Source organism: Kitasatospora sp. NPDC101447, assembly GCF_044767225.1.
Taxonomy (GTDB): domain Bacteria; phylum Actinomycetota; class Actinomycetes; order Streptomycetales; family Streptomycetaceae; genus Kitasatospora.
In genome coordinates this window covers 146,714-172,731 of sequence record NZ_JBIWNL010000009.1, presented here as the reverse complement: position 1 = coordinate 172,731, position 26,018 = coordinate 146,714, and the positions used below count along the sequence as shown (strand labels likewise).

Below are 26,018 nucleotides of genomic sequence, written 5' to 3'. Positions count from 1 at the left end.
CGCACGATGGCTTACGACGATTCTCCGTCACGCCGGTGACACACTGGGTCCTCATGCCGCCCCGACACAGCCCGCCCGAGGCACTGCTGACGACCCTGACCACTGATCGGGGGCGGTCCGACCGGCTCACCCATACGGAGCACCTTCCCGCCCGACCTGCGCGTTATTCACCCTGGCCCGAGTCGATCCGTCCGGAGATCGTGGACGCGGCACTCGCGGTCGGGGTCGAACAGCCCTGGGCACACCAGGCAGAAGCGATGAACCTGGCGAAAAGCGGTCAGACTGTGGTGATCGCCACAGGCACCGCCTCGGGCAAGTCGCTGGGCTACCTGGCCCCGGTGCTCAGCGACCTGCTGGACGGCACCGAGGCCCGCAACGGCCGCGGCGCCACCGCGCTCTACCTGGCACCGACCAAGGCCCTCGCCGCCGACCAGCGCCGCCGGGCCGCCGAACTCGCCCCGCCGAGGGTCCGCGCCGCGCTGTACGACGGCGACACCCCGCCCGAGGAGCGCGAGTGGGTCCGCCAGTACGCCTCCTACGTGCTCACCAACCCGGACATGCTGCACCGGGGCGTCCTGCCCGGCCACGCCCGCTGGTCCTCCTTCCTCAAGGCGCTGCGCTACGTGGTCGTCGACGAGTGCCACAGCTACCGGGGCGTGTTCGGCTCGCACGTCGCCCAGGTGCTGCGCCGACTGCGCCGCGTGTGCGCGCGTTACGGTTCGTCACCGACCTTCCTGCTGGCCTCCGCAACCACCGCCGATCCGGCCGCGACCGCCGAGCGCCTCACCGGCCTGCCCGCCGTGGCCGTCACCGAGGACGCCTCGCCGCGCGGGCCGATGGTCTTCGGCCTCTGGGAGCCGCCGCTGACCGAGAACGTCGGCGAGCACGGCGCGCCCGTCCGCCGCACCGCCACCGCCGAGGCCGCGCACCTGCTCACCGACCTGGTCGAGCGGGGGACCCGCACCGTCGTCTTCGTCCGCTCCCGCCGCGCAGCCGAACTCGTCGCCCTCCAGACCCAGGACCAGCTCGGCCGACCGCTCGCCGAGCGGGTCGCCGCCTACCGCGGCGGCTACCTGGCCGACGAACGCCGGGCCCTGGAACGCGCCCTGCACAGCGGCCGACTGCTCGGCCTCGCCTCCACCTCGGCCCTCGAACTCGGCGTCGACGTCTCCGGCCTCGACGCCGTCCTGATGGCCGGTTACCCGGGCACCCGGGCCTCGCTCTGGCAGCAGGCGGGACGGGCGGGCCGCGAGGCCCAGGGCGCACTGGCCGTCCTGATCGCCCGCGACGACCCCCTGGACACCTACCTGGTGCACCACCCGGAGGCGCTGTTCGCGGCGCCCGTCGAGGCCACCGTGCTCGACCCCGACAACCCGCACGTGCTCGCCCCGCACCTGTGCGCGGCCGCCGCCGAACTGCCGCTCGCCGAAGCCGACCTGGAGCTGTTCGGACCCTCCACCGCCCCGCTGCTGCCCGTCCTGGAGCGGCGCGGTCTGCTGCGCCGACGCGGCGACGGCTGGTACTGGACCCGCCGTGAGCGCGCGGCCGACGCCGTGGACCTGCGCGGCAGCGGCGGCAGCCCGGTCCAGATCGTCGAGGCGGACACCGGCCGACTGCTCGGCACGGTGGACGCCGCGGCCGCGCACACCACCGTCCACACCGGGGCCGTCCACCTCCACCAGGGCCGCACCTACCTGGTCCGGGACTTCGACCTGGAGAACTCCGTCGCCCTGGTCGAACCGGCCGATCCGCCGTACACCACGGCCGCCCGCGACATCACCTCCATCTCCGTCCTCGACACCGACACCACCGTCGACTGGGGCGAGGGCCGGCTCAGCTTCGGCTCGGTGGAGGTGGTCAACCAGGTGGTCGGCTACCTCCGGAAGCGGATCTCCACCGGGGAGATCATGGGCGAGACCAAGCTCGACCTGCCGCCCCGCACGCTGCGCACCCGCGCGGTCTGGTGGACCGTCACCGAGGACCAGCTGCTCGACGCGGACATCCCGCTCGACCAGCTGCCCGGCGCCGCCCATGCCGCCGAGCACGCCTCGATCGGCCTGCTGCCGCTGTTCGCCACCTGCGACCGGTGGGACATCGGCGGCGTCTCCGTCCCGCTGCACCCGGACACCGGGCTGCCGACCGTGTTCGTCTACGACGGTCACCCGGGCGGGGCCGGCTTCGCCGAACGCGGCTTCCGGCGGGCGGCCGAGTGGCTGACGGCCACCCGCGCGGCGATCGCCTCCTGCGAGTGCGAGCGCGGCTGCCCGTCCTGCGTGCAGTCGCCCAAGTGCGGCAACGGGAACGACCCGCTGGACAAGGCGGCCGCGGTCCGGCTCCTGGACGTCCTGCTGGCCGGAGCACCGGGGGCCGGGGAGGCGGAGGCCGAGGCCGGCGCGGGGGCCGGGGCCGGGGCGTCCGAGTCGCGGGAGGTCGGGTCGGGACCGGACGGTGGGGCGCCGAGCGCGTCATGAGGCCGCCTCCGCACCGCCCGGGGCGCCGTCGAGGCCGTCCTCGGCGGCGGTGACCGCAGCCCGTACCGGCCCGGCCCGGGCCCTCGCCCGCGCCGGGCCGACCGGCAGGCGCACCGGAAGCCGGCCGACGTCCACCTCGGCCACCACGTCGACGGCGTCCGCCGACCGGTCCATCGCGCAGGACACCAGAACGGCGCCCTGGGCGGCGGCGATCCCCGCGGCCCGGGCGCAGCCACCGTCCGGGTCCAGCAGCAGCCGGTCCGCCGCCGCGAGGGCCGCGAGGTCGGCGGCCGACTCGGCCCGGTGCCGGGCGGCGACCACGGCGCCGATCGCGAGCGTCGCGGCGAACACCGCCGTGCCCAGCATCGCCAGGGCGAGCAGCCAGACCGTCGCCGAGCCGGCGTCCGGCCCCCGCCCATCCGCCGCCGCTCGTCCCGCACGGGCCCGGGCAGCCCGTTCCACCGCCCTCCGCAGGCCGGACCGGACGGGCGGCCCCGCGAGGGAGGCGGGCCCGGGCCCGACGATCGGCCCGGCCGGACCCATCGGCGCGGTCAGGGCGGGCGGCGCGGTCAGGGCGGGCGGAACGGGTAGGACGGGCGGAACGGGTAGGACGGTCACGGCGGCCATGCGGAGCCACCTCCCTCCGCGGCTCGCGCCAGCACGTCCTCACGCGCTGCCACGGCCGCCGCCCCGACCCGTACCGCGAGCAGTCCGCCGAGCCTGCCCGGCGCCGCGCACGGTGCGTCCACGTCCACCCGTACGGTGTCGGCCGCCGGGGTCACCCGGACGCGCGCGCCCGCCGGGGCGGCCGCACGGGCGAGTCCGGCGGCGTCCGCCTCCCCGCGCGCGGCCGCCCTGGCCCCGACCCGGGCGGCGTCCACGCAGCGGATCTGGGCGGCCGCCGCGAGCACGCCCCAGATCAGCATCGCCGCGAGCAGGACGAGCGCCGGCAGGGCCACCGCCGTCTCCGCCGTGACGAAGCCGCCGTCACCCCGCCGCCCCGACCGGCCTCCTCCCCGCGTCGCCCCGGAGCGCGGACCGACGCCCGGGCCCGGACAGCGGGTTCCGGGCCCCGTCCTCGGCCCCCGGTGGTCCGCCCGGCGGGCCGGCGCGGCTGCGCCGGAGCGCACGCCGAGCACGGCGGAGGACGGAGGCGTGTCCCGGCCGGCGAGGCAGGGCGCCTGCCCTGAGGGCGCCTCCCGGCCGCCGGGGCGCGGGAGCGGCGGTGGGCCCACGACGGTCCGAGGACTGGAACTAGGCCGCATGAAGAGCACGTTGGATCGTGTCGGTCAGCGCGCCGAAGACGGCTTCGCTGGTCACCACCTTGTACAGCACCGCGGCGAGGGCGCACGCGCCCAAGGTCCCGACGGCGTACTCGGCCGTGGTCATCCCCGCGTCCGAGCGGCCCCGGCGCCGGGCCACCCCCCGCATCCGGCAACCCGCCCAGTGGCTCTTCCTCCGCCACGCCCCGAGCAACCTCCGGAGCGGGCGCCCACTGACGGGCCTGATCGCGATCACTGCAGTCATGGATCCCTCCTGATCTCTCGATGTCCACACTTCTGATGTCACGTCACATCACTTGCCGGAAGCGGCCGGCGAGGCCGACGACCACCGGAACCACCCCGATCAGCACGAAGGCCGGCAGGAAGCAGAGCCCGAGCGGGGCGGTGGCGAGCACCGCGGCCCGGCGGACCCTGGCGTGGGCGGCTCGGGCCGCCGCCGTCCGCAGCCCCTGGGCCAGCCCGATCAGCGGCTCGGCGGCCGGAGTCCCGCCGAGGCTCGTCCGCACCAGGCAGCGCGCCATCGACGCCAGCGACGGGTGCTGGTCGCCGAGTCGGTTCCAGCACAGCTCCGGCGGAGCGCCGAGGGCCAGCTCGGCCCCGATCGCGGCCAGCCGCGGGCCCATCGGCGCGCCCACACTCCGGCCGACCGCCGACACCGCCTCGGAGGGCAGTGCCGCCGAGCCCAGGCAGGCCGCCAGGAGTTCGGCGCTCAGCGGGAGTTGCCTGGTCAGCAGCTCCTCCTCCAGCGCCGCCCGGCGCTCCGCCGGTGACCGTGCCCCGGCCGACCAGCGGTGGACGGCCGCCGCCGCCAGCGCCCCGGCGACGAGCCCGGCGCCGCCACCGATCAACAGGGCCGCCGCGATCCCCGCTCCGACGGCCGAGGCCGTCCGCCGTCGGCGTCCCGCGCCCGGATTCGTCGGCCCGGCCGACGTCCGTCCCTCCTCCCGCTCACGGGCCCCGGCGATCGCCCGCCGCCGCCTCGCCCTTTGCCGCACCAGCGCCCGCGCCCGCACCACGGCGGCCGCCACCGCTGGAACTCCGGCCACCGCCCACTCGGCTCCCCGCATCACCCGGTCACCGCTTCCGCGCCGAGTGCCCGCTCCCGCAGTCGCGACAGCCCGCAACTCCGTCCGCCCGGGCGGGATGCGGACGGTGGACCGGCGGGAGCCCGGCGGGGCCCACCGCGCCCCGGAGGCGCCTCCAGCGCGCCCCGGGCCGCCGACCGGACGATGCGCGCCGTCCAGAGCACGCCCAGCCCCTCCAGGACCGCCCCCGCCACCAGGCAGCCCAAGCCGACGGGCGTGTGCAGCAGGACGGCCAGCGGGTCGGCCCCGAGCGCGGCACCGAGGAACAGCCCGGCTCCCGGCAGCGCGGCCAGGACGGCGATCGTCGTCCGCGGCCCGGCCAGCTCCCCGGCGATCTCCTCCGCCAACGCCTGCTCTCCGCGCAGCGCCTCCGCGACGCGGTCCAACGCGGCGGCCAGCCCCGCCCCGCTGTCCGCGGCGACCCGCCAGCAGGCCGCGAGGGCCGCCGCGCCGCTCCCGCCCGGCAGTTCGGCCAGCAGGTGGAACGCTGCGGGCACGTCCCCGCCGTAGCGGCCCGCCGCGAGCCGGGCCACCGGCTCCTCGCCGAGCCTGCGCCGCCCGGCCGGGTCGCCGGCGAGCCGACCGGTGACCACGTGCAATGCCCGCTCCGGTGTCGCTCCGCCGCGCAGTTCCCCGGCCAGCCCGGCGCAGAGCTCCACGACGGCGGCGGCCCGCTGCCGGGCCTCGGCCGCCAGGCGTCGCCGCAACCGCCAGCGGCGCAGCGGCAGGACGGCCAGGGCTGCCGCGAGCACCGGCACCGGAGAGGCGGTGGCCTGCCCGGCCGCCAACCCCACGGGCAGGGCAAGGAGTTCCGGCACGAGGACCTCCGATCGCCGGAGCCCGAGCCGGACTCGGATTCGGGCTCGCAGCCACCTCGCCCGAGCCCGGCCAGGTGCCCGCCCGGGGGGCCCGCTTCCCGCAAGCACCAGCCTGGAACGCCGCCCGCCCGGCAGCCGATCCTGCAGCGCTCGCCACCCGGCGAAAGCCACCAGGCACAGCGCCAGCGTCCAGCAGAGCGCGAGCTGGTCCCTCGCCGCCATTCCTACCTCCACGGCCATGTCGCCGTCACTCCTTTCTTCTCCAGTCCCCGAGCAACGCCAGGGCACCGGCGGCGCAGCCGCCGAGCAGCAGGACGAAGGCGAGTTCGACCGCCCGCGCCCACGCGCCCGCCGTCACGACGGGCCTCCGGGCCCGGTCCCGAGAGGCCCCGGCCCGAGCGCCACTCCACGGGCCGCCAGCAGCCCGACCAGTCGCTCCCAGCCCGCCCCGGGAACGAGCCCACCCGCCGCCGGGAAGGCCACCGCCGGAGTGGTCACCGCCAACCCGGTGCGGTCCCCGGTCAGGGTGTGGATCTCCGCCACCCGGCGCCGCCCCGAGCCCGGATCCCGGACCAGGTGCACCACCACGTCCAGCGCGGCCCGCAGTTGGCTGTGCAGCGCAGGCCGGTCGAGCCCGGCGAGTGAGCCCAGTGCCTCCAGCCGGACCGGCACGTCAGCCGCCGTGTTGGCGTGGACCGTGCCGCAGCCGCCTTCGTGCCCGGTGTTCAGCGCGGCCAGCAGGTCCGACACCTCGGCACCGCGCACCTCGCCGATCACCAGCCGGTCCGGGCGCATCCGCAGCGCCTGCCGGACGAGGTCCCTGAGCGTGAACTCGCCCAGCCCTTCCTGGTTGGGCGGCCTGCTCTGCAGCCGGACCACGTGCGGATGGGCCGGTTGCAGCTCGGCGGAGTCCTCGGCGACCACGACCCGCTCGTCCGGCCCGACCAGCCCGAGCAGCGCGGCGAGCAAGGTGGTCTTGCCCGAGCCCGTCCCACCGGAGACGAGCAGCGACAGTCGTGCCCGCACGATGCCGGCCAGCAGGTCGGCGCCCTGCGGCGGCAGCGCCCCGCCCGCCACCAACTCGTCGAGCGTGAACGGCCGGGGCCGGCACACCCGCAACGAGATGTGCGTGCAGCCGGCCGCGATCGGCGGCAGTACGGCGTGCAGCCGGGTGCCGTCCGGCAGCCGGGCGTCCACCCAGGGCCGGGCGTCGTCCAACCGCCGCCCGGCCGCGGTGGCCAGCCGGTGGGCCAGCCGCCGCACCGCCTCGGTGTCGGCGAAGCGGACTCCGGTGGCCCGTTGCAGGCCGCCGCCACGGTCGACCCACACCTCCTCCGGACCGTTCACCAGGACGTCCGTGACGTCGGGCGCCGCCAGCAACCGGTCCAGCGGGCCCGCACCCACCAGTTCGGCGCGCAGCGAGCGCACGGTGTCCAGGACCTCGTCGCCGCCGAGCGGTGGGCGGGTCGCCCGGAGCGCGGCGGCGACCGACCCCGCCGTCGGGGCGGCCCCCGACTCGGCCAGTCGCAGCCGCACCGCGTCCACCAGGGCCGCCGCCCGCTGCTCACGGGCCGTCCGGCCGTACGGGCAGGGCCCGTGCTCGGCCTCCGGCGGCCCGTCGGGCGGCGGGACGCTCCGGAGCGGCCGGTGCTCCCGCGCACCGGCGAGCGGACCGGGCTCGCCGCCCCGAAGGCTTGTTCTGCGCAGACGGACCATCAGTACACACCTCCTCCGACCGCCGGAACCGGCGGCAGCACCTCGTCCAGGAAGGTCGCGCAGAAGCGCGCGAGCGGGCCGCTCTCCCGGATCCCGGGCGGGACGCCCTTCTCGACGTCCGATGCCAGACCGGGCTCCGGCTCCAACTCCCCCGCCAGCGGCAGCCGTAGCCCGCGGGCGATCCGGTGGGCCGGGAGCCCGCCGGCCCGGACCGGCCGGACCACGGCCCGGACGTCCCCGAGCCGCATCCGGGCCGCCGCGGCGACCCGGTCGGCGGCGGCCACCGCCCGCAGCTCGGCCGGCACCACCAGCAGTGCCAGGTCGGACTGTTCCAGCGCCTGCCCGGCGGCCGCGTCGAGATGGCGGGGCACGTCGACCACCACCAGTCCGCCGCGCCGCCGGGAGGCGGCCAGCACGCTGCGCATGGCCTCCGGCGGCACCGTCAGGGTGTCGCCGCGGTCCCAGGAGAGGCAGGCCAACGCGGAGAGCCGTTTGAGCGCCGGCAGTGCCCGGGCCAGTTCGGCCCCGCTGACCCGCCCGCGCGAGCCGGCCAGATCGGGCCAGCGCAGCCCGCCCGCCGTCTCACCGCCGAGGAGGACGTCGAGGCCGCCGCCCAGCGGGTCACCGTCGATGAGCATGGTCCGCCGGCCCGCCCGCGCTGAGGTGACCGCCAGCGCGCAGGCCAGCGTCGAGGCTCCGGCCCCGCCGCGGCCGCCGAGCACCGCGACGGTGACCGCCGGGGGCCCGCCGCCCTCCGCGGCGTCGGCGATCCGGTCGAGGAGCCAGGCCTCCGCGTCGGGCAGGAAGAGCACGTGCTCGGCGCCGAGCCGGACGGCCCGGACCCACACGCCGGGGTCGTCGAGGTCCAACCCGAGCAGCAGGACCCCGCCGCGCCGTCCCAACTCGGCGCAGTGGACGGCCTGGTCGTCCCCGACCAGGACCAGTGAGGCCTCTTCCCAGAGCTCCCGCGTCGGCGGCGCGCCGCGGATCAGCCTCGGTTCGGTGCCCGCCGCCGCGCAGAGCCGCAGCAGGTGCTCGGCCAGGCCGTCGTCCTCGGTGACGACGAGCGGCCCGGCGGAGCCGGGGCCCTCGGCGGTGACGTGGTCGGCGATCGGCGTCGACATGGTGGTCTCCCCTCCGCGTCGCCGGCCACCGGGGCGGCCGGCGACGCACGTCGGACGGTTCCGGCGGACGGCCGCCTGGCAGACCCCTGGGAGAGGAAGGGGGATGGGGCCTGCCCGGCGACCGCCGCCGACCATCACGGTGGGGGGAGATCCGGATTCCGTCATCCACGTTGCGATTGCCTGTGGATAACTCGTGGGCTGTGGATGAAAACGTTCACCCGGGCGGGGGGCTAATCGGCGAAGAATTGACGAAAGGAGGTCACGGAGATGAACCGGCGACTCGTCGCGACGGGATCGGAGGATCTTCCGACGGCCCTCACTCGGGTAACGGCACCCCGCGGACCGGTCCTGCCCCGCCGATCGGAACCAGCCGTTCGCTTCCCGGCAGCCATGAGCAAACAGCAACACAGAGTGACCGAAGACGGTCGGCGGGCCGAGGTGTCGACACCCCCTGTAGACCGTCGGCGCGGCGCGGACGGAATGCGCCCCCAGGCGCCTTCAAGCCCCGAAAATGGCCCCGGACGTGCGACGACCCCCGCCGGGGGGGAGAGCGGGGGTCGTCTATCCACAGCCCGACTCGGGGGGGAGGAGCCGGACCGGGTTAGCACGGTCGCGAACGATCCGTGACTTCCATGGTGTACCCGAGCGGCCAGAAACACAAACCCGCACGCCCGCGAGTACGCCGAATGGCGGGCTGTTTTGTGGCTCCCTCTATCCTCGGTTCCCGTGGACACCACCGAGAACGCCGACGACCACGCCGACGAGTCCCAGGGCGGCACCAGCGGGCCCGAAGAGCTCCGCGCACCCGCCCCCGCCCGGTCCGGCGGGCTGCGCACGGCGGCCTTCTTCGACCTCGACAAGACCATCATCGCCAAATCGAGCGCACTGGCCTTCAGCCGCCCCTTCTACCAGGGCGGCCTGATCAACCGTCGGGCCGTACTGCGCAGTGCGTACGCGCAGTTCGTCTTCCTGGTCGGCGGCGCGGACCACGACCAGATGGAGAAGATGCGCGAGTACCTCTCCGCGCTCACCCGGGGCTGGAACGTCCAGCAGGTCCGCGAGATCGTCGCCGAGACCCTGCACAACCTGATCGACCCGATCATCTACGACGAGGCCGCCTCGCTGATCGAGCAGCACCACGCGGCCGGCCGGGACGTGGTGATCGTCAGCAGCTCCGGCTCCGAGGTGGTCGAGCCGATCGGCGCCCTGCTCGGCGCGGACCACGTGATCGCCACCCGGCTGAAGGTCGAGGACGGCTGCTACACCGGCGAGATCGAGTACTACGCCTACGCCGAGAACAAGGCCGCCGCCATCCGGGAGTTGGCCGCGGTCGAGGGCTACGACCTCGCCGCCTCCTACGCCTACAGCGACTCCTCCACCGACCTGCCGCTGCTGGCGGCGGTCGGCCACCCGTCGGCCGTCAACCCGGACCGCGCCCTGCGCAAGGAGGCGCAGGCGCGGGAGTGGCCGGTGCTGGTCTTCGACAAGCCGGTGGAACTGCGGCGGCGGCTGCCCGAGTTCTCCGCCCCGAGCGGTTCGGTGCTGACCGCGGTGGCGATCGGGACGGCCGCCGTGACCGCCGGGGTGATCTGGTACCTGGCCCGTCGGCGCCGCCCACTGGCCTGAGGACCCGCCCCGGGCCCCCTTCGGACAAAACGGGCAATCGGCACAGACTTCTTGTTTCGGGTTCCCCTTTCGCCCGAAACGCGATACAAATGAAGCACGGCCCGCGAGACCCGGTCAGGACCGAAGAGGTCAAACCGACAACGCAGTTCAGGCCCCACGGACCGCACGTACAGGTATCCGAGCACCCACATGCAGCCGACCCGCTGTCGGGCCGCCGGACCAGACGAACGGGCAGGATCCCCGTCTGATCGGCACTTCCGGTGCATGCATGGTCACCCGGTACCTGCACCAGCGGCGGCACCCTGCAACACCAGGTGCCGCCGCATCCGTGTGTACGGGCCCGCACACGGGCCCTTCCACCGCTCCGGCCGCTCAGGCCATGCCGCGCTGCATCGCCTCGCAGACCGCCGTGCTCTCCCGAACGCCGAGCCGCAGCGCCGCACCGCAGTGCGCGATCCAGGCCGCCATCCCCTCGGGCGTGCCCGCGAGGTAGCCCGCGAGGGCCCGCCGGTAGGTGCCGGTGCCGAGCTCCGCCAGGCCGACCTCGGCCGGGCAGATCGCCTTCGGGTCGAGCCCCTCGGCGATCAGCACGATCCGCTGGGCGGCCCGCGCGATCACCCCGTTGTGGGCGCCGAACGGCCGCAGCGCGAGCAGTTCGCCGTGCACCACCGAGGCCACGACGAGGGCCGGCGTGCCCACGCCCTGCCCGTCCGCGCGCGCCACCAGCAGCCGGGAGAGCTGGTCGAGCCGGGCCGCGACCTCCTCCGCGCCCGACGCGGGCGGCAGCTCGGGCAGCGGCCCGTCCACGGCCTCGACCCGGACGCTCTCCACCGGTTCCAGCTCCAGCGGGAACAGCGCCTCCGCGCCCTCCCCCGCCCGGCGCGGACGCCCGGCGGCCGGGTCCCCGTCGCCGACCGCGAGCAGGTGCAGCCGGGCCAGCACCTGGAGCGGCGAGTGCCGCCAGATGCTGAGCAGCTGGCCGGCCTCCGCGGCGATCCGCAGGGACGCGCCGACCGTGCGGGACTCCGCGTCCGCGCCGAAGTCGGTGCGGCGGCGGACCTCCTCCAGCGGCCAGTCGGCCCCGGCCAGGGCCGCCGACGCGCGGGCGCCGCGCAGTGCGGACTCGGAGGTGACCTCGGCCGCGCGGCGGCGCATCACCCGGTGGCCGTAGAGCCGGTCGACGGCCTTGCGCACCTCGGCCACCGCGTCGGGCACCCCGGGGAGCTGGGCCAGCGGGGCGAGGGGATCTGTTCCAGTGCTCACCTACCCGAGAGTAATGAACGGGCCGCCCATCCCGGAACAGCAACCCCGCATCACCCGTTAGAGGCAATCCTCACTTCCCTCCCCCGGCGACGCCCAAACCCCGGCTAGCATGGCCGCTATCGGAGACGATAACGATTTCCAACTAGGGCGCGCCCCCGTCACACGCGCCCCTGGACAGGCGGCCCCGAGCGAGGGCCCTGAGCGAGAGCCGGAGTCCCCAGATGAAGATCGCCTTCGTCGGCAAGGGCGGCAGCGGGAAGACCACGCTGTCCGCACTGTTCATCCGCCACCTGGCCGCCGCCGGCCGGCCGGTCATCGCCGTGGACGCCGACATCAACCAGCACCTGGGCCCCGCCCTCGGACTGACGGACCGCCAGGCCGCCGACCTGCCCTCGCTCGGCGCACACCTGCCGGAGATCAAGGAGTACCTGCGCGGCAGCAACCCGCTGATCCGCTCCGCCGAGGAGATGATCAAGACCACCCCGCCCGGCCGCGGCTCGCGGTTGCTGCGGATCGTCGAGGAGAACCCGGTCTACGCCGCCTGCGCCCGCCCGGTCGCCCTGGACGAGGGCTCGGTCCGGCTGCTGGCGACCGGCGCCTTCACCGAGGAGGACCTCGGGGTGGCCTGCTACCACTCCAAGGTCGGCGCGGTGGAACTGCTGCTCAACCACCTGCTGGACGGCCCCGACGAGTACCTGGTCACCGACATGACGGCGGGCTCGGACTCCTTCGCCTCCGGCCTGTTCACCCGCTTCGACCTGACCTTCCTGGTGGCCGAACCGACCCGCAAGGGCGTCTCCGTCTACCGCCAGTACCGGGACTACGCCGCCGACTTCGGCGTCCAGCTGCGGGTGGTCGGCAACAAGGTGCAGGGCCCGGACGACCTGGCCTTCCTGCGCCGCGAGGTCGGCGACGACCTGCTCACCACCTTCGGGCACTCGGACTGGGTGCGCCGGCTGGAGCAGGGCGCCGAGCCGCCGCTGAAGTCCCTGGAGCCGGCCAACCGCGCCGTGCTGGAGCAGCTGCGGGCCGAGGCCGACGCGGCGTACGGACGGCGGGACGCGCACCGCTACACCGAGCAGGCCGTGCTCTTCCACCGCCGCAACGCGGAGAGTTGGGCCAACGCCAAGGTCGGCATCGACCTGGCGACCCAGGTGGACGAGGGCTTCGTGCCGGGCGGGTTCGCGGACGACCGCGAGCAGCCGACCCCGGCGGGCGCCCACGCCTGACGCACGCGCCACCGCGCCCGGACGGGCCGCAACCTCCCTCCACCCCGGGAAGGCCGCGGCCCGTCCGCCGTTTCCGGCACCGCCGCCCGCCCGGCCGCCCACCGACCCCACCAGCAGATTCCCTGCGGTTCGGACACCACCCATTGGGGTGAACCAGGGGGTTTTCCGCTTCCCACCCGCAACCACGCTGTGCAAAGCTTTCATTACCCTCGGTTTACCGAGTCTTGATGGTCCGTCCCGACGGCCCTCGGCGAGACGTCCCGCACCTCGCCCGGGCTCCTGGCGGGCCCGATGGTCAACGCCGGCCGGTGACACCCGCACTCCCCGCCGCGCCACGCCATCCCGCCACGCCGTCGCGACCCACGACAGCCGATCCGCCCGGAGCCCCACCCCGGACTCACCGCCGGACCTGACTGCGTTCGTTCCCCCGGACAGACGGGAAGACAATGACCCTCGACATCTCCAGCGCCCCCATCGCCTCCGACACCACCGACCACGCACCACCGGGCCCCGGCGCCCGGATCCGCTGGGCCCAGGACCTCTCCGCCTCGCTCGTGGTCTTCCTGATCGCCGTGCCGTTCTCCCTCGGCATCGCGCTGGCCACCGGCGCCCCGCTCACCGCCGGGCTGGCCGCCGCCGCCGTGGGCGGCATCGTGGTCGGGCTGTTCGGCGGCACCGCACTCATGGTCAGCGGCCCCTCGGCGGCGCTGACCGTGATCACCGCCGGGCTGATCACCCAGTACGGCTGGCGGGCCACCTGCGCCATCACCCTCGCCGCCGGCCTGCTCCAACTCCTGCTCGGCGCACGCCGGGTGGCCCGAACGGCGCTCGCCGTGTCGCCCGCGATCGTGCACGGCATGCTGGCCGGGGTCGGCCTCACCATCGCCATCGCGCAACTGCACGTCGTGCTCGGCGGCTCGCCGCAGAGCTCCGCGATCGCCAACCTCCTCGCCCTGCCCGGGCAGTTGGCCGGCCCCCACCCGCCCGCGCTGCTGGTCGGCGCGGTGACGGTGACCGTCCTGCTCGGCTGGCCCCGGCTCGGCCGACTCCCCGGCCGCGCCGGCCGGCTGGGCGCCCGGGCGGCCAGGCTGCCGGGCCCGCTCGCCGCCGTCGCCCTGGCCACGTCCCTGGCGCTCGCCCTGGACCTGCGGCTCGCCCACATCGAGCTGCCCGCGTGGCAGCCGCACTCCCTCGTGCCCGCCCTGCCGCACGGTCCGGCCCCCGGCCTGATCGCCGCCGTCCTCACCGTCACCGCCGTGGCCAGTGTGGAATCGCTGCTGTCCGCCGTCGCGATCGACCGGATGTCCCGCCGCACCGGCGACCTCGACCGCGAGCTGCGCGGCCAGGGCCTCGCCAACCTGCTGAGCGGCCTGGCCGGCGGGCTGCCGATCGCCGGCGGCGCGGTGCGCAGCACCGCCAACGTGCAGGCCGGCGCGCAGTCCAGGTGGGCCTCGGTGCTGCACGGCGTCTGGGTGCTGGCCGCCGCGCTGGCGCTGACCGGCGGGCTGCGCCGGATCCCGCTGGCCGCGCTCGCCGCGCTGGTCCTGGTGGTCGGGCTGCAGATGGTGAGCTTCGCGCACATCCGCAACGTGCACCGGCACCGGGAGTTCCCCGTCTACCTCACCACCGTGGTCGCCGTGGTGGGGGCCGGGGTGCTGTGGGGCGTCGCGATCGGGGCCGGCACCGCCGTCCTGCTCGCGCTCTACCGGCTGACCCGCGCCCACGTGGACGTCGAGACCGGGCCGGACGGCTCGGTCACCGTCCAGACGCACGGCCCGCTCACCTTCACCGCCGTGCCCCGGCTCAGCCGGGCACTGGCCGGCATCCCGGCCGGAGCCGGGGTCACGGTGATCCACGACGGCTCCTTCCTGGACCACGCCGCGTACGAGACGCTGCACACCTGGCGCGCCGGACACCAGGACGCGGGCGGCCGTGTCTCGATGGTGACGAGGCGCCAGGACGACGAGGTGCTCGATCCCGACGGCACGGTGCGCGCGGGGAGTTCACCGGGGCCGCACCGCTGCCGGGCCTGGACGCCCTGGGTCGGCCACCACTGCATCGACCAGCAGGAGGACCCGCACGGTCGGCTGCTGGACGGGGTCCGGGTGTTCCAGCTGCACACCGCCCCGCTGATCAGGCCCGAACTCGCCCGGCTGGCACGGGAGGGGCAGACGCCCTCCCAGCTGTTCCTGACCTGCGCGGACTCTCGGATGGTCACCAGCATGATCACCAACAGCGGCCCGGGCGACCTCTTCACCGTCCGCAACGTGGGCAACCTGGTGCCGGCCCCGTTCGAGCCCGGCGCGGCCGACGACTCGGTGGCCGCCGCGGTGCAGTACGCGGTCGAGGTGCTGGAGGTGCGCTCCATCACGGTCTGCGGCCACTCCGGCTGCGGCGCGATGCAGGCCCTGCTGGACGGCGTGCACGAGCGCCCCGGTCCACCCACCCCGTTGGCCCGCTGGCTGCGCAACGGCCGCGGCTCGCTGGACCGGCTCCGACGGGTGCCCGCGGAGTTCGCCACCCGGCCCGTGGTGGACCCGGTGGAGCAGCTCTGCATCACCAACGTGGTGCAGCAGTTGGACCAGCTGATGGCGAACCCGGCCGTGGAACGGCGGGTCCAGGAGGGCACCCTGCGACTGGTCGGGATGTACTTCGACTTCGCGACCGCCCAGGCCTACGTCCTGGACCGCGCCGCCGGGACGTTCAGCCCGGTCGAGGCCCGCGCCGGGTCCGGAACAGGTGCCGGTTCCGGGTGTGGCCCCGGTCCCGGATCCGGGACCGGCGAGGGCTCCGCCGAACGGGTGAATGAGGGCGGTCTGGTTCCGTCCGGCGGCGGCGGGAAGGGCCCCCGGCTGGCCGCCTGAGAGCCGGGCCCGTGTCCCCGCCGGGCGGGCCGGGGCACGGGCCCACCAGCCCCCGGACGGTCTTCCGCTCCCGGGCGGCGAACCGTGCGGGTCTCAGCCCGCCCAGCAGCCAAAGGTCTACACCAATTCCAGGGAGCCTCTTGTCAAGTGCCCCATTCGCCTGGTGAGCTGTGCGCTGGGACACACGGGACAATCCCCACGCACGGGATCGTCCCCGATCATGACTCGATGAGGAGTGCGTGTTGAGCAACGAGAGCCTGGCCAACCTGCTCAAGGAGGAGCGGCGCTTCGCTCCTCCGGCAGAGCTCGCCGCAGCGGCCAACGTCACCGCGGCCGCGTACGCGCAGGCCTCCGAGGACCGCCTGGCGTTCTGGGCCGAGCAGGCCCGCCGCCTCAGCTGGGCCGTCGAGCCGACCGAGACGCTGGACTGGTCGAACCCGCCGTTCGCGAAGTGGTTCGCCGACGGCAGCCTCAACGTGGCCTACAACTGCGTCGACCGCCACGTCGAGAACGGCCTGGGCGACCGGGTCGCCATCCACTTCGAGGGCGAGCCCGGCGACGGCCGCTCCATCACCTACGCCCAGCTCAAGGACGAGGTCTCCCAGGCCGCCAACGCCCTGCTGGAGCTCGGCGTCCGCAAGGGCGACCGCGTCGCCGTCTACCTCCCGATGATCGCCGAGGCCGTCGTCGCGATGCTGGCGTGCGCCCGGATCGGCGCCACCCACTCGGTGGTCTTCGGCGGCTTCTCCGCCGACGCCGTCGCCTCCCGCATCCAGGACGCCCAGGCCAAGCTCGTCATCACCGCCGACGGCGGCTACCGCCGCGGCAAGCCCTCCGCGCTCAAGCCCGCCATCGACGAGGCCCTCACCAAGGCCGACGGCGTCGAGCACGTCCTGGTCGTCCGCCGCACCGGCCAGGACATCGCCTGGACCGAGGGCCGCGACGTGTGGTGGCACGAGATCACCGCCCGCCAGTCCACCGAGCACACCCCCGAGGCCCACGAGGCCGAACACCCGCTGTTCATCCTCTACACCTCCGGCACCACCGGGAAGCCCAAGGGCATCCTGCACACCTCCGGCGGCTACCTCACCCAGGCCTCCTACACCCACCACGCGGTCTTCGACCTCAAGCCGGAGACCGACGTCTACTGGTGCACGGCCGACATCGGCTGGGTCACCGGCCACTCGTACATCGTCTACGGACCGCTGTCCAACGGCGCCACCCAGGTCATCTACGAGGGCACCCCCGACACCCCGCACCAGGGCCGGTTCTGGGAGATCGTCCAGAAGTACGGCGTAACCATCCTCTACACCGCGCCGACCGCGATCCGCACCTTCATGAAGTGGGGCGACGACATCCCCGCGAAGTTCGACCTGTCCAGCCTGCGGGTGCTGGGCAGCGTCGGCGAGCCGATCAACCCCGAGGCGTGGATCTGGTACCGCGAGCACATCGGCGCCGGCAAGACGCCGATCGTGGACACCTGGTGGCAGACCGAGACCGGCGCCATGATGATCAGCCCGCTGCCCGGCGTCACCGAGACCAAGCCCGGCTCCGCGCAGCGCGCCCTGCCCGGCATCGCGGCCACCGTCGTCGACGACAACGCCGTCGAGGTCCCCAACGGCTCGGGCGGCTACCTCGTCCTCACCGAGCCCTGGCCCTCCATGCTCCGCACCATCTGGGGCGACGACCAGCGCTACATCGACACCTACTGGTCCCGCTTCGAGGGCCGCTACTTCGCCGGCGACGGCGCCAAGAAGGACGAGGACGGCGACATCTGGCTGCTCGGCCGGGTCGACGACGTCATGCTCGTCTCCGGCCACAACATCTCGACCACCGAGGTCGAGTCCGCCCTGGTCGGCCACCCCTCCGTGGCCGAGTCCGCGGTCGTCGGCGCCACCGACGCCACCACCGGCCAGGCCATCGTCGCCTTCGTCATCCTGCGCGGTGGCGTCACCGAGAGCCCCGAACTCGTCGACGAGCTGCGCGCCCACGTCGGCCGCACCCTGGGCCCCATCGCCAAGCCCAAGCAGATCAAGGTCGTCGGCGAGCTCCCGAAGACCCGCTCCGGCAAGATCATGCGCCGCCTGCTGCGCGACATCGCCGAAGGCCGCGAGGTCGGCGACACCACCACGCTGGCCGACAGCTCGGTCATGAGCCAGATCCAGGCCCAGCTGCCGCCCTCGGAGAACGGCAACGGCTGATCCGACTGATACGGCGACTGTGCCCCGGGCGGTGGTCACCGCCCGGGGCACAGTCGCGTCGGCAGGGGCAGCCGCCGTCGGCAGCCCAGTCGTCGGCCGGGGGGCGGCCGGGGAACCGGCAACGGTCACGCCTCCTGGCGTGGGGCGGGGCTCCTCCGCGTTCACCCGGGTGCAGGCGACCGGGGCCGTACGGGCGCCGGGCCGCTCGTCCTCCGGAGTGCAGGACCGGCCCACAGGGCTTAAGTCCTTTATCAAGACAATCCGGATGTCACCCGAACACCCCGCTAGACTGTTAACGACGCATCAAGATCCCCTCGCCGGGGATCCAGGCGTCACAGGGCGAGCCGGGAAGTCTGGTCGGCAACTGCACCACCCGTGCATCCGTTGCCGCTCCCCGCCCCAGGAGGTCCCGCGTGACCGACCAGCCGCCCGTCCAAGAGCCGACGACCCGCCGCCGGCAGTTCCTCGGCCGGCTGCCACTGCCCGAGCGCACCTTCATCGCCGACGCCCTGCGCACCGAGACGGTCGGCGGTGTGCTGCTGCTCGGCGCCGCCGTCATCGCGCTGATCTGGGCCAACGTCTGGCCGCAGGCGTACCAGAGCATGCTCGACTACACCATCGGCCCCTCCACCCCGCTGCACCTCGACCTCACGCTGGCCACCTGGGCCAAGGACGGGCTCCTGACGGTCTTCTTCTTCGTCGCCGGGATCGAGCTCAAGCGCGAGTTCGTCGCGGGCGAGCTGCGCACACCGAGCGCCGCGGTGCTGCCCGTCATCGCCGCCGTCTGCGGGGTGGCACTGCCCGCGATCCTCTACGCCCTGGTGAACTCCGGCAGCGGCGGACACCCCGGCGGCTGGGCGATCCCGACCGCCACCGACATCGCCTTCGCCCTCGGCGTGCTGGCCGTGGTCGGCAGCCACCTGCCCTCGGCGCTGCGCGCCTTCCTGCTCACCCTGGCCGTCGTGGACGACCTGATCGCGATCCTGATCATCGCGATCTTCTACAGCTCCGGCATCAAGTTCTGGGCGCTCGGACTGGCCCTCGCCGGGCTGGTGCTGTTCTGGTTCCTGCACCGGCGCGGGGTGCACGGCTGGTACCTGTTCGTACCGCTGGCGCTGGTGACCTGGGCCCTGATGCACGAGAGCGGCATCCACGCCACGGTCGCGGGCGTCGCGATGGGCCTGATGCTGCGCTGCCACCGGGAGGGCGACGAGCAGCACTCTCCCGGCGAGCACATCGAGCACCTGGTCCGCCCGCTCTCGGCCGGCCTGGCCGTCCCGCTGTTCGCGCTGTTCTCGGCCGGGGTGACGATCTCCGGCACGGCGCTGCGCGAGGTGTTCACCCAGGCCGTCCCGATCGGCATCGTGATCGGTCTGCTGGTCGGCAAGTCTGTGGGCATATTCGGCGGCACCTGGCTGACCGCCCGGTTCACCCGGGCCGAGCTGAACCCGCAGCTCAAGTGGGCCGACATGATGGCCGTCTCGGTGGTCGCGGGCATCGGCTTCACCGTCTCGCTGCTCATCAGCGAACTGGCCTTCCCGGACGACCCGACGCTCGCCGGCCGGGCCAAGACCGCCGTGCTGGTCGGCTCACTGCTCTGCGCGACGGTCGCCACGGTGCTGCTGAAGCTGCGCAACCAGCACTACCGCGCGCTGTGCGAGGAGGAGGAGCGGGACGTGGACGAGGACGGCGTCCCGGACGTCTACCAGGAGGACGACCCGGCCTGGCGGGCTCGGGTCTCGGAGCGGGCCCGCGGCTCGGAGCAGGCCCGGGGCTCGGAGCAGGCCCGGGGCTCGGAGCAGGCCCGGGGCTCGGAGCGGGCCCGACCGCTGCCCGACGAGGCCTCCGGCGCTCCCGGGGCCTCCCAGGATTCCGAGGACTCCCCGGACTCCCGGACCTCCGGGGACTCCTCGGCGGAGCACTGACGGTCCCTCCGGGACCCCACACAACGGACCCCGGAGCCCACCCCGGCGCTCCCGCCGGAACTCCCGCCGGAACTCTGACGGGAGCCCCGCCCCGGAACCTTCCCGGAATCCCTCCGGCAGCCCCCTCCGGCAGCCCCCTCCGGGAGCCCCCGGAGGCCGCAGGCGGCCGGACACGTCCCTCCGGCGGGGCCCCGGAGTGGTGTCCGACTGACCGGTAGAGGCATGATTCTGAGCTGTCGACAATCCACTGACGCCCCGGGACCCCCCACCGGCCCCCCGGAACCGCAGACCCGCGGTGGCGTCACGCCGCACAGCCGCAGAGGAGAACCGCTGATGCCCGCAGGAGCCGCAGACCCGTCCAGCAACGGCCGGGCGCCCTACGAGGGCGAGCGTTCGGTGGGGCAGCTGTTCGCGGCGGCCACCGCCGACCTGTCCGCGCTGGTCCACGACGAGATCGCACTCGCCAAGGCCGAGATCCGCGCGGACGTCAAGCGCGGTGTCTCCGGCGGCGTCTCGCTGATGGTCGCCGGTGTGGTGGCGCTGTTCTCGATCCCGATGCTGAGCGCCGCGGCGGCCTTCGGCATCCACGCGCTGGGTCTGTCGCTGGGCTGGTCCTTCCTCATCGTGGCGGGCGCCTACCTGCTGCTCGCGGCGCTGCTCGGGGTGCTGGCGTACCGCTCGTTCAGGAAGATCGAGCCGCCGCACCGCACCATCGAGGGCGCCCAGAAGACCGCCGACGTGCTGAAGAACGCCCGGCCGCGTCCGGCCACCAAGGAGGAGATCGACCGGGCCCTGGGCCGCATCCCGTAAAGCACCCGCGTCAACGGACACCCCTGGGCGCCCCCCGACAGTGAGTGCCGGGCACGTGTCCGGTGCGCGGATGTGACACGCTCTCGGTATGCCGCTTGACCAGAAGCCCGTACCCGCGCAGCCGTCCGCCGGTTCCGGACCCGACTCCGGGCCAGACTCCGGGCCCGGCCCCGTCCCCGAGGGCCCCGGCCCGACCGCCGGACGGGAGACCGCCGGAGCGGCCGTCGAGGCGGGCACCGGGGCCGAGCCGGCAGCCGCGGGCGGGGGCGCTTTCGGGGCCGGGGCCGGGGCCGGGGCCGGGGCCGAGGCGTGGAGCATCCGGCAGGCCGGCCCGTGGACGCACCGCGACCTCGCGGCCAACGGCGCCCGCTTCCACATCGCCGAGCTGGGCTCGGGCCCGCTGGTGCTGCTGGTGCACGGCTGGCCCGAGTACTGGTGGGCGTGGCGCCACCAGCTGACCGCGCTCGCGGAGGCCGGCTACCGGGCGGTGGCGCTCGACCTGCGGGGCATCGGCGGCAGCGACCGCACCCCGCGCGGGTACGACCCGGGCAACCTCGCCCTGGACATCACCGGCGTGATCCGCTCGCTCGGCGAGCGCCGGGCACACCTCGTCGGGCACGCCTCCGGCGGCACCCTGGCCTGGGTGGCGGCGGTGATGCGCCCGTCCGTCATCCAGAGCCTGACCGCGGTCTCCGCCGCACACCCGAGGGACCTCCGCCGGGCCCTGCTGACCGACCGCCGCCAGTTCGCGGCCTTCGAGCACGTCCTGGGCTTCCAGCGGCCGTGGATACCGGAACGCCGGCTGGTGGCCGACGATGCCGCGCTGGTCGGCCGCTACCTGACTTCCTGGACCGGCCCGAACGGCCTGGACGAGGCCGCGGTGCACGCGTACCGGCAGGCGATCCAGATCCCCAGCACCGCGCACTGCTCGATCGAGCCGTACCGCTGGCTGATGCGGTCGATGGCCCGGCCGGACGGCATCCAGTTCGCCCGGCGGATGAAGAAGCCGATCACCGCGCCGACCCTGCACGTGCAGGGCGCGGCGGACCCGGTGCTGCTGTCGCACACCGCGCTCGGCGGCGGCGAGTACGTGGCCGCGCCGTACCGCTGGCGGCTGCTGCCGGGGGTCGGGCACTTCCCGCACGAGGAGGCGCCGGAGGAGTTCACCGCCGAGCTGCTGGACTGGGTCGGGCGCCACAAGGAGTGACGGACGGGGGCACCCGGGGCGGCCGACCGTGCGACGTCGCGGAGGGGCCCCCGGGTCCAACTTCCCTGACGCTGAGTTCATATGACAATCGCATAGGCCAATTTCGGCACAGCCCGGACGGTTTCCCCCACCGGCCCAGGGGCATCCATTCCGGTATGAGTTGGATGCCCGATCGCGGCGCCGCCCCGCGCGGCCGACGCCAGAACAGCCCCCAGCGTTCCGCCCACCGCCCCGACCGGGCGGACGACCTCGGCTTCGACGGCCTCGACGGCCGTCCGCGCGCGGAACGGCGGGAGCTCGGCATCCCGCGCATCCTCGGCCGGCGCGCCCGCTGGGTGGGCGCACGGCTGCGGCGCGAGACCTGAGGCCTCGCGCCGCATCTGTCCGGAGGTGGCGGGCGGCCGTCGACGGCCGCCCGGCCCGCGCCGCTCAGTTCGTGATCGTGATCGGCGACAGCGCCGTGAACCAGAGCAGGACGAAGGTCGCCACCGACATGATCGGCACCAGCACCTTGGTCTCCACGTTGTTGCCGCTGCGCTTGATCAGCACGACCTCGTAGCGCTCCTTGTGCGGCCAGAGCAGCGGCGCGCCCTTCTTGGTCAGGCAGTCGCCCAGCAGGTGCGCCAGCGTGCCCAGCGCCACCGCGTACGGCAGCCAGCCGGGCGAGTTGGGCATCCAGGTGTTCATCCCGAAGGTGCCCAGCGCGGACAGCCCGATGACGGTGATCCACGCCTCCGGGCCGTTGCTCGGCGGGCAGAGCCGCAGCGCCCGGATCGCGAGCGCCAGCAGGAAGAAGGTCAGCGCGAGCGTGAAGTTGCGGCCCAGGTAGGTGACGCCCGCCCACGTGCCGGCACCCATCAGGGCGACGAACAGCAGCGAGTGGGTGGCGTGCCGGTGGCCGCCGGAGGCCCAGGCCACGACGCGGCAGAGCGCCTTGGAGACCGGGCCGAGGAAGTTGGCGATCGAGCCGTCGTGGTGGTCGAGGTCCGGCAGCAGGGCGGCGCCCGCGCACAGCACCGTGCCCATCAGTATGTCCGCCGGCTTCAGCGTCGTGTGCAGCAGCAGCGGGGGCAGGAAGGGAGCCGAGGCCGCGTACAGCATCGCCCCGCTCACCGCGTGCGAGTGACCCATCATCGGACTGCCAGAACCTCCCCGTAAGGCCCACTCCGGGACGGCGCCCGGTTGAGCCGAACGGGTGAGCGCGGCCGACGCTACCAGGGCGGGCTGACGGTGCGACGGATATCGCACGGCCCGGCCCGGCGCGTCCCGTCGCGCCCCGTCCTGCCGGCCCGACCCGGGGCCCGTCCGGCCTGCACGCGCCCCGTCGCCCCGCCCCGGCCCGGGGCGCCCCTGTCAGAGCGCGCAGCCCTGGGTGTCCACCCGGGCGGTCGCGGCGCCGCCCTGCTGGGCGTCATCGCGGACCTCGGCCGCGGTCAGCACGTACCCGGTGTCGGCGCTGTCCAGGGACTTGGCGAACACCACGCCGTACACCTGGCCGTCCGGGGTGAGCAGCGGGCCGCCGCTGTTGCCCTGGCGGACGGTCGAGCGCACCGAGTAGACGTCGCGCACGACCTGGCCGCGGTGGTAGATGTCCGGGCCGTTGGCCTGGATCCGGCCGCGGATGCGGGCGGGCTGGACGTTGAAGGCGCCGTTCTCCGGGAAGCCGGCCACGATCGCGCTGTCGTTGGTCTTCGCCTCGCCCGCGAAGGTGAGCGCGGGCGCGTTCAGCTTGGGCACGTCCAGGATCGCGATGTCGCGCTGCCAGTCGTAGCGGACCACCGTCGCGTCGTACAGCTGGCCGACGCCGCCGATCTGCACGGTCGGCTCGTTGACCCCGCCGACCACGTGGGCGTTGGTCATCACCCGGTGCGGGGCGAAGACGAAGCCGCTGCCCTCCAGGGTCTTGCCGCAGGAGGGCGCGGTGCCGACCACCTTGACCAGGCTCTGCTTGGCCCGCGCCACCGCCGGGCTGGCGGCCAGCGCCGGGTCCGGGGTGTCGACCTGGGTGATCGGCTCGTGCTCGAAGGGGTTGAAGACCTGCGGGAAGCCGTTGCGGGCGAGCACCTTGGAGAAGTCCGAGAACCAGTTCGGTGCGTCGGACGGCAGCGCGTTCTGCACGCCGCCGAGGATCGCCGAGGAGCGGACCTGCTTGGAGACCGTCGGCAGCGAGGCACCGGCCAGTGCCGAGCCGATCAGCCAGGCCACCAGCAGCATCGAGAGCACGTTCACCACCGCCCCGCCGGCCGCGTCCAGCACCCGGGCCGGACGGCGGTCGATGTGGCCGCGCAGCTTCCAGCCGAAGTGCGCGGTGATCGCCTGGCCGATCGCCGCGAAGACGATCACCACCACGACCGCCACCACCGAGGCCGTGGTGCCGGGGCTCAGGTGGTCCAGCAGCAGCGGCAGCAGCTCGACGGCCAGCAGGCCGCCGCCGAGGAAGCCGACCAGCGACAGCACGCCGACCACGAAGCCCTGCCGGTAGCCCGACACGGCGAACCCCACGGCGGCGATGATCAGCAGGACATCCAGGACGTTCACCACGACACCCTCCCACGGCCCGGCGGCCGGGTGTACCGACGGCCTGTCACGGGGCGCTGCCGGCTCACGGGGCGCCGCCGGCTCACGGGGCTCCGGCGTCGCCGCCCGGCAGGACGCGGGAGTGTTCGAGGTCACCCTGGACCAGGGCCAGCGCGTCGTCCGAGAGGTCGACGATCCGGGACGGGTCCCAGGGCAGCTCCAGACCGCTGTGGTGCAGCACCCGGTCGATCACCCCGGCGGTGAAGCCCCAGACCAGCCGCCCGGCGACCGCGAAGGCCGGACCGATGTGCCCCGACGGGTGGCGCAGCCGCACCCGGTTCGCCGGATCGGCCAGGTCGGCGATCGACACCCGGAACACCGCGCCGGTCTCGCCCTGGTCCACCGGGTGCACCGGCGACTCCTCGCGCCACCAGCCGAGCACCGGGGTCACGACGAAGCGGCTCACCGGGATGTACAGCCGCGGCAGCGCCGCGAACACCTGCACCCCGGCCGGGTCCAGTCCGGTCTCCTCCCACGCCTCGCGCAGCGCCGCGGCGATCGGGCCCGGACCGTCCGGGTCGCCGTCCTCCGGGTCCAGCGCGCCGCCCGGGAAGGACGGCTGGCCGGCGTGCGAGCGCAGTGAGCGGGCCCGCTCGATCAGCAGCAGGTCCGGCCCCTCCGGGCCCTCGCCGAACAGCATCAGCACGGCCGCCGCCCGGCCGCCGTCGGCCGGCGGCAGGAAGCGACTCAGCTGCTCCGGCAGCACCCGCTCGGCAGCCTCCCGGACCGGCTCCAGCCAGGTCGGCAGGTCGTTCCGCTCGATCCCGCGCGTGATCATTCCGCCACCGCCAGGTCCGCGACCTGCCCGTGGTGGGCGGCGGCGTCCGCCCGGGCGGCCGCCTCGCCGGGGTAGTCCGCCGGGGGCCTCAGCCGTTGCCCCGGCTGGCCGCCCATCTCGTACTTGAGCAGCTTGCGCGCCTTCTCCGGGTCGGTCACGCCCTCGCCGTACGCGGGGCAGAGCGGCGCGATCGGGCAGGCGCCGCAGGCCGGCTTCTGGGAGTGGCAGATCCGGCGGCCGTGGAAGACCACGCGGTGCGAGAGCATCGTCCACTCCGACTTCGGGAAGATCTCCGCGACGGCCGCCTCGACCTTCACCGGGTCCTCCTCGGTCGTCCAGCCGAACCGCCGGGCCAGGCGGCCGAAGTGGGTGTCGACGGTGATCCCGGGGACCCCGAAGGCGTTGCCCAGCACGACGTTGGCGGTCTTGCGGCCGACGCCCGGCAGGGTCACCAGATCGGCCAGGCGGCCGGGGACCTCTCCGCCGAACTCGTCACGCAGCGCGATCGAGAGGCCGAGCAGCGACTTCGCCTTGTTCCGGAAGAAGCCGGTCGGACGGATGATCTCCTCCAGCTCCTGCGGGTCCGCCGCCGCCATGTCCTCCGGCGTCGGGTACTTCGCGAACAGCGCGGGGGTGGTCTGGTTCACCCGGAGGTCGGTGGTCTGCGCCGACAGCACGGTGGCCACCAGCAGTTGGAAGGGGTTGTCGAAGTCCAGCTCCGGATGCGCGTACGGGTACAGCTCCGCCAGTTCACGGTTGATCCTCCGGGCCCGCCGCACCATCGCCAGGTGCGACTCGGGCTTCCTCGGCTTCACGGCGGGCCGCTTCGCCGCCCGCTTCACCGCGGGCTCGGCCTTCGGCGCCGCCGCTTTCCGGACCTTGCTCTCTGCCATGCACGAAGGCTACGCCGACCGACGGGTGGCCCGGGGGCGATCATGCGCGGAAGCGGGCCCGGCCGGGGCGAGTTCCTCGGCGGGATTCCTCGGGATTCCTCGGGATTCCTCAGGATTCCTCGGCGGGAGCGATGAGTTTCGCGGCGGG

The 26,018-nt window shown here is 74.5% G+C and carries 21 protein-coding genes; 9 read left to right on the top strand and 12 right to left on the bottom strand.

What is annotated here, in order from left to right; translation table 11 throughout:
- The first annotated feature begins 53 nt into the window (after nucleotides 1-53).
- On the top strand, nucleotides 54-2,471 hold the full coding sequence (locus ACIRST_RS16275; RefSeq protein ID WP_402802847.1) for a DEAD/DEAH box helicase: 2,418 nt from the start codon (nucleotides 54-56) through the stop codon (nucleotides 2,469-2,471).
- Here ACIRST_RS16275 and ACIRST_RS16270 read toward each other — a convergent pair.
- The 7 genes from ACIRST_RS16270 to ssd all read right to left on the bottom strand — a co-directional run bounded on the left by ACIRST_RS16270 (nucleotide 2,466) and on the right by ssd (nucleotide 8,497).
- Nucleotides 2,466-3,098 (bottom strand): Rv3654c family TadE-like protein, encoded by a 633-nt coding sequence (locus ACIRST_RS16270; RefSeq protein ID WP_402802846.1) that lies wholly within the window; start codon nucleotides 3,096-3,098, stop codon nucleotides 2,466-2,468. The genes ACIRST_RS16275 and ACIRST_RS16270 overlap by 6 nt on opposite strands.
- Nucleotides 3,086-3,430, bottom strand: a complete 345-nt coding sequence (locus ACIRST_RS16265) for a TadE family type IV pilus minor pilin (protein WP_396544965.1) — start codon at nucleotides 3,428-3,430, stop codon at nucleotides 3,086-3,088. Before ACIRST_RS16265 ends, ACIRST_RS16270 begins: the two co-directional genes overlap by 13 nt.
- A 295-nt stretch (nucleotides 3,431-3,725) precedes the next feature.
- Nucleotides 3,726-3,998: a DUF4244 domain-containing protein gene (locus ACIRST_RS16260; protein ID WP_402802845.1), complete on the bottom strand. Its 273-nt coding sequence runs from the start codon at nucleotides 3,996-3,998 to the stop codon at nucleotides 3,726-3,728.
- A gap of 43 nt (nucleotides 3,999-4,041) precedes the next feature.
- On the bottom strand, nucleotides 4,042-4,800 hold the full coding sequence (locus tag ACIRST_RS16255) for a type II secretion system F family protein (RefSeq protein WP_402802844.1): 759 nt from the start codon (nucleotides 4,798-4,800) through the stop codon (nucleotides 4,042-4,044).
- A gap of 20 nt (nucleotides 4,801-4,820) precedes the next feature.
- Nucleotides 4,821-5,657 carry a type II secretion system F family protein gene (locus tag ACIRST_RS16250; RefSeq protein ID WP_402802843.1) on the bottom strand — a complete coding sequence of 279 codons (837 nt, stop codon included), beginning with the start codon at nucleotides 5,655-5,657 and terminating at the stop codon, nucleotides 4,821-4,823.
- A 354-nt stretch (nucleotides 5,658-6,011) separates the two neighbouring features.
- A complete protein-coding gene (locus tag ACIRST_RS16245) occupies nucleotides 6,012-7,373 on the bottom strand; it encodes a TadA family conjugal transfer-associated ATPase (protein WP_402802842.1) in 1,362 nt (453 codons plus the stop codon).
- A complete protein-coding gene (gene ssd / locus ACIRST_RS16240) occupies nucleotides 7,373-8,497 on the bottom strand; it encodes a septum site-determining protein Ssd (RefSeq protein WP_402802841.1) in 1,125 nt (374 codons plus the stop codon). Before ssd ends, ACIRST_RS16245 begins: the two co-directional genes overlap by 1 nt.
- Before the next feature lie 828 nt (nucleotides 8,498-9,325).
- Here ssd and ACIRST_RS16235 point away from each other — a divergent pair.
- A complete protein-coding gene (locus tag ACIRST_RS16235; RefSeq protein ID WP_350519854.1) occupies nucleotides 9,326-10,123 on the top strand; it encodes an HAD-IB family hydrolase in 798 nt (265 codons plus the stop codon).
- A gap of 372 nt (nucleotides 10,124-10,495) precedes the next feature.
- Here ACIRST_RS16235 and ACIRST_RS16230 read toward each other — a convergent pair whose 3' ends face one another.
- Nucleotides 10,496-11,386 (bottom strand): oxidoreductase, encoded by an 891-nt coding sequence (locus ACIRST_RS16230; protein WP_402802840.1) that lies wholly within the window; start codon nucleotides 11,384-11,386, stop codon nucleotides 10,496-10,498.
- A gap of 221 nt (nucleotides 11,387-11,607) precedes the next feature.
- Between ACIRST_RS16230 and ACIRST_RS16225 the strand changes: the two genes are divergently transcribed.
- The 7 genes from ACIRST_RS16225 (at nucleotide 11,608) to ACIRST_RS16195 (ending at nucleotide 21,987) form a co-directional block, all read left to right on the top strand.
- Nucleotides 11,608-12,615: an ATP-binding protein gene (locus ACIRST_RS16225; protein ID WP_402802839.1), complete on the top strand. Its 1,008-nt coding sequence runs from the start codon at nucleotides 11,608-11,610 to the stop codon at nucleotides 12,613-12,615.
- A gap of 446 nt (nucleotides 12,616-13,061) precedes the next feature.
- Nucleotides 13,062-15,479: a SulP family inorganic anion transporter gene (locus tag ACIRST_RS16220; RefSeq protein ID WP_402802838.1), complete on the top strand. Its 2,418-nt coding sequence runs from the start codon at nucleotides 13,062-13,064 to the stop codon at nucleotides 15,477-15,479.
- A gap of 242 nt (nucleotides 15,480-15,721) precedes the next feature.
- Complete coding sequence (gene acs / locus ACIRST_RS16215) at nucleotides 15,722-17,680, top strand: acetate--CoA ligase (protein WP_350519810.1); 1,959 nt, start codon at nucleotides 15,722-15,724, stop codon at nucleotides 17,678-17,680.
- A gap of 413 nt (nucleotides 17,681-18,093) precedes the next feature.
- Complete coding sequence (nhaA, locus tag ACIRST_RS16210; RefSeq protein WP_402802837.1) at nucleotides 18,094-19,605, top strand: Na+/H+ antiporter NhaA; 1,512 nt, start codon at nucleotides 18,094-18,096, stop codon at nucleotides 19,603-19,605.
- A gap of 333 nt (nucleotides 19,606-19,938) precedes the next feature.
- Complete coding sequence (locus ACIRST_RS16205) at nucleotides 19,939-20,415, top strand: phage holin family protein (protein WP_350519808.1); 477 nt, start codon at nucleotides 19,939-19,941, stop codon at nucleotides 20,413-20,415.
- Between the two features lie 88 nt (nucleotides 20,416-20,503).
- Nucleotides 20,504-21,622, top strand: coding sequence for an alpha/beta fold hydrolase (locus tag ACIRST_RS16200; RefSeq protein WP_402802836.1), 1,119 nt, complete (start codon nucleotides 20,504-20,506; stop codon nucleotides 21,620-21,622).
- 164 nt (nucleotides 21,623-21,786) lie between these two features.
- Nucleotides 21,787-21,987 (top strand): hypothetical protein, encoded by a 201-nt coding sequence (locus ACIRST_RS16195; protein ID WP_402802835.1) that lies wholly within the window; start codon nucleotides 21,787-21,789, stop codon nucleotides 21,985-21,987.
- Between the two features lie 64 nt (nucleotides 21,988-22,051).
- Here the strand turns inward: ACIRST_RS16195 and ACIRST_RS16190 are convergent, their stop codons facing one another.
- The 4 genes from ACIRST_RS16190 to nth all read right to left on the bottom strand — a co-directional run bounded on the left by ACIRST_RS16190 (nucleotide 22,052) and on the right by nth (nucleotide 25,870).
- Entirely contained in the window at nucleotides 22,052-22,756 is a 705-nt protein-coding gene (locus ACIRST_RS16190) for a metal-dependent hydrolase (protein WP_350519805.1), read from the bottom strand.
- Nucleotides 22,757-22,975: 219 nt separating this feature from the next.
- Nucleotides 22,976-24,160, bottom strand: a complete 1,185-nt coding sequence (locus ACIRST_RS16185) for a MarP family serine protease (protein ID WP_402802834.1) — start codon at nucleotides 24,158-24,160, stop codon at nucleotides 22,976-22,978.
- A gap of 82 nt (nucleotides 24,161-24,242) precedes the next feature.
- On the bottom strand, nucleotides 24,243-24,977 hold the full coding sequence (locus ACIRST_RS16180; protein ID WP_350519803.1) for a CoA pyrophosphatase: 735 nt from the start codon (nucleotides 24,975-24,977) through the stop codon (nucleotides 24,243-24,245).
- Nucleotides 24,974-25,870: an endonuclease III gene (gene nth, locus ACIRST_RS16175; protein WP_396544992.1), complete on the bottom strand. Its 897-nt coding sequence runs from the start codon at nucleotides 25,868-25,870 to the stop codon at nucleotides 24,974-24,976. The genes ACIRST_RS16180 and nth overlap by 4 nt, the downstream gene beginning before the upstream one ends.
- Nucleotides 25,871-26,018 lie beyond the last annotated feature (148 nt).

Coding starts and splice junctions, on each gene's coding strand:
- ACIRST_RS16195 (WP_402802835.1), top strand. CDS start 21,787: ATGCCCGATCGCGGCGCCGCCCCGCGCGGCCGACGCCAGAACAGCCCC.
- ACIRST_RS16220 (WP_402802838.1), top strand. CDS start 13,062: ATGACCCTCGACATCTCCAGCGCCCCCATCGCCTCCGACACCACCGAC.
- ssd (WP_402802841.1), bottom strand. CDS start 8,497: ATGTCGACGCCGATCGCCGACCACGTCACCGCCGAGGGCCCCGGCTCC.
- nth (WP_396544992.1), bottom strand. CDS start 25,870: ATGGCAGAGAGCAAGGTCCGGAAAGCGGCGGCGCCGAAGGCCGAGCCC.
- ACIRST_RS16205 (WP_350519808.1), top strand. CDS start 19,939: ATGCCCGCAGGAGCCGCAGACCCGTCCAGCAACGGCCGGGCGCCCTAC.
- ACIRST_RS16200 (WP_402802836.1), top strand. CDS start 20,504: ATGCCGCTTGACCAGAAGCCCGTACCCGCGCAGCCGTCCGCCGGTTCC.
- ACIRST_RS16245 (WP_402802842.1), bottom strand. CDS start 7,373: ATGGTCCGTCTGCGCAGAACAAGCCTTCGGGGCGGCGAGCCCGGTCCG.
- ACIRST_RS16270 (WP_402802846.1), bottom strand. CDS start 3,098: ATGGCCGCCGTGACCGTCCTACCCGTTCCGCCCGTCCTACCCGTTCCG.
- ACIRST_RS16225 (WP_402802839.1), top strand. CDS start 11,608: ATGAAGATCGCCTTCGTCGGCAAGGGCGGCAGCGGGAAGACCACGCTG.
- ACIRST_RS16275 (WP_402802847.1), top strand. CDS start 54: ATGCCGCCCCGACACAGCCCGCCCGAGGCACTGCTGACGACCCTGACC.
- ACIRST_RS16190 (WP_350519805.1), bottom strand. CDS start 22,756: ATGATGGGTCACTCGCACGCGGTGAGCGGGGCGATGCTGTACGCGGCC.
- ACIRST_RS16260 (WP_402802845.1), bottom strand. CDS start 3,998: ATGACTGCAGTGATCGCGATCAGGCCCGTCAGTGGGCGCCCGCTCCGG.
- ACIRST_RS16180 (WP_350519803.1), bottom strand. CDS start 24,977: ATGATCACGCGCGGGATCGAGCGGAACGACCTGCCGACCTGGCTGGAG.